Annotated in this window: 1 rRNA gene; it reads left to right on the top strand. The window is 52.9% G+C overall.

The window, feature by feature from the left end:
• Positions 1–12 precede the first annotated feature (12 nt).
• Positions 13–2,947, top strand: a 23S ribosomal RNA gene (locus tag DYI25_RS22175).
• Positions 2,948–2,949: the final 2 nt, after the last annotated feature.

Raw genomic sequence — 2,949 nt, 5'->3', positions numbered from 1 at the left:
AATGACCTTTTAGGTTAAGTTAGAAAGGGCGCACGGTGGATGCCTTGGCACTAGGAGCCGATGAAGGACGGGACTAACACCGATATGCTTCGGGGAGCTGTAAGTAAGCTTTGATCCGGAGATTTCCGAATGGGGAAACCCACTGTTCGTAATGGAACAGTATCTTTACCTGAATACATAGGGTATTGAAGGCAGACCCGGGGAACTGAAACATCTAAGTACCCGGAGGAAGAGAAAGCAAACGCGATTCCCTGAGTAGCGGCGAGCGAAACGGGACATAGCCCAAACCAAGAGGCTTGCCTCTTGGGGTTGTAGGACACTCAACATGGAGTTACAAAGGAACGGGGTAGATGAAGTGGTCTGGAAAGGCCCGTCAGAGAAGGTAAAAACCCTGTAGTTGAAACTTCGTTCCCTCCTGAGTGGATCCTGAGTACGGCGGGACACGAGAAATCCCGTCGGAAGCTGGGAGGACCATCTCCCAAGGCTAAATACTCCCTAGTGACCGATAGTGAACCAGTACCGTGAGGGAAAGGTGAAAAGCACCCCGGAAGGGGAGTGAAATAGATCCTGAAACCGTGTGCCTACAAGTAGTCAGAGCCCGTTCATGGGTGATGGCGTGCCTTTTGTAGAATGAACCGGCGAGTTACGATTACATGCAAGGTTAAGTTGAGAAGACGGAGCCGCAGCGAAAGCGAGTCTGAATAGGGCGAATGAGTATGTGGTCGTAGACCCGAAACCAGGTGATCTACCCATGTCCAGGGTGAAGGTTGGGTAACACCAACTGGAGGCCCGAACCCACGCACGTTGAAAAGTGCGGGGATGAGGTGTGGGTAGCGGAGAAATTCCAATCGAACTTGGAGATAGCTGGTTCTCTCCGAAATAGCTTTAGGGCTAGCCTCACGTTGTAAGAGTCTTGGAGGTAGAGCACTGTTTGGACTAGGGGCCCTCATCGGGTTACCGAATTCAGACAAACTCCGAATGCCAAAGACTTATCCGTGGGAGTCAGACTGCGAGTGATAAGATCCGTAGTCAAAAGGGAAACAGCCCAGACCACCAGCTAAGGTCCCAAAGTATACGTTAAGTGGAAAAGGATGTGGAGTTGCTTAGACAACCAGGATGTTGGCTTAGAAGCAGCCACCATTTAAAGAGTGCGTAATAGCTCACTGGTCGAGTGACTCTGCGCCGAAAATGTACCGGGGCTAAACGTATCACCGAAGCTGTGGATTGACATCTTAGATGTCAGTGGTAGGAGAGCGTTCTAAGGGCGTTGAAGTCAGACCGTAAGGACTGGTGGAGCGCTTAGAAGTGAGAATGCCGGTATGAGTAGCGAAAGATGGGTGAGAATCCCATCCACCGAATGCCTAAGGTTTCCTGAGGAAGGCTCGTCCTCTCAGGGTTAGTCGGGACCTAAGCCGAGGCCGAAAGGCGTAGGCGATGGACAACAGGTTGATATTCCTGTACCACCTCTTTATCGTTTGAGCGACGGGGGGACGCAGGAGGATAGGGTAAGCGCGCTGTTGGATATGCGCGTCTAAGCAGTTAGGCTGCAAGTGAGGCAAATCCCGCTTGCGTGAAGGCTGAGCTGTGACAGCGAGGGAAATATAGTACCGAAGTTCCTGATTCCACACTGCCAAGAAAAGCCTCTAGCGAGATAAATGGTGCCCGTACCGCAAACCGACACAGGTAGGCGAGGAGAGAATCCTAAGGTGAGCGAGAGAACTCTCGTTAAGGAACTCGGCAAAATGACCCCGTAACTTCGGGAGAAGGGGTGCTCATTTGGGTGAATAGCCTAGATGAGCCGCAGTGAATAGGCCCAGGCGACTGTTTAGCAAAAACACAGGTCTCTGCGAAGCCGCAAGGCGAAGTATAGGGGCTGACGCCTGCCCGGTGCTGGAAGGTTAAGAGGAGGGGTTAGCTCACGCGAAGCTCTGAATCGAAGCCCCAGTAAACGGCGGCCGTAACTATAACGGTCCTAAGGTAGCGAAATTCCTTGTCGGGTAAGTTCCGACCCGCACGAAAGGCGTAACGATCTGGGCACTGTCTCAACGAGAGACTCGGTGAAATTATAGTACCTGTGAAGATGCAGGTTACCCGCGACAGGACGGAAAGACCCCGTGGAGCTTTACTGTAGCCTGATATTGAATTTTGGTACAGCTTGTACAGGATAGGTAGGAGCCTGAGAAACCGGAGCGCCAGCTTCGGTGGAGGCGTCGGTGGGATACTACCCTGGCTGTATTGAAATTCTAACCCACGCCCCTGATCGGGGCGGGAGACAGTGTCAGGTGGGCAGTTTGACTGGGGCGGTCGCCTCCTAAAGAGTAACGGAGGCGCCCAAAGGTTCCCTCAGAATGGTTGGAAATCATTCGCAGAGTGTAAAGGCACAAGGGAGCTTGACTGCGAGACCTACAAGTCGAGCAGGGACGAAAGTCGGGCTTAGTGATCCGGTGGTTCCGCATGGAAGGGCCATCGCTCAACGGATAAAAGCTACCCCGGGGATAACAGGCTTATCTCCCCCAAGAGTCCACATCGACGGGGAGGTTTGGCACCTCGATGTCGGCTCATCGCATCCTGGGGCTGTAGTCGGTCCCAAGGGTTGGGCTGTTCGCCCATTAAAGCGGTACGCGAGCTGGGTTCAGAACGTCGTGAGACAGTTCGGTCCCTATCCGTCGTGGGCGCAGGAAATTTGAGAGGAGCTGTCCTTAGTACGAGAGGACCGGGATGGACGCACCGCTGGTGTACCAGTTGTCTTGCCAAAGGCATCGCTGGGTAGCTATGTGCGGACGGGATAAGTGCTGAAAGCATCTAAGCATGAAGCCCCCCTCAAGATGAGATTTCCCATAGCGCAAGCTAGTAAGAACCCTGAAAGATGATCAGGTTGATAGGTCAGAGGTGGAAGCGCGGTGACGTGTGGAGCTGACTGATACTAATCGTTCGAGGACTTAACCAAAT

Source organism: Mesobacillus boroniphilus, assembly GCF_018424685.1.
Classification (GTDB): Bacteria; Bacillota; Bacilli; order Bacillales; family Cytobacillaceae; genus Mesobacillus; species Mesobacillus boroniphilus_A.
This window is presented reverse-complemented; position numbering and strand designations above follow the sequence as displayed.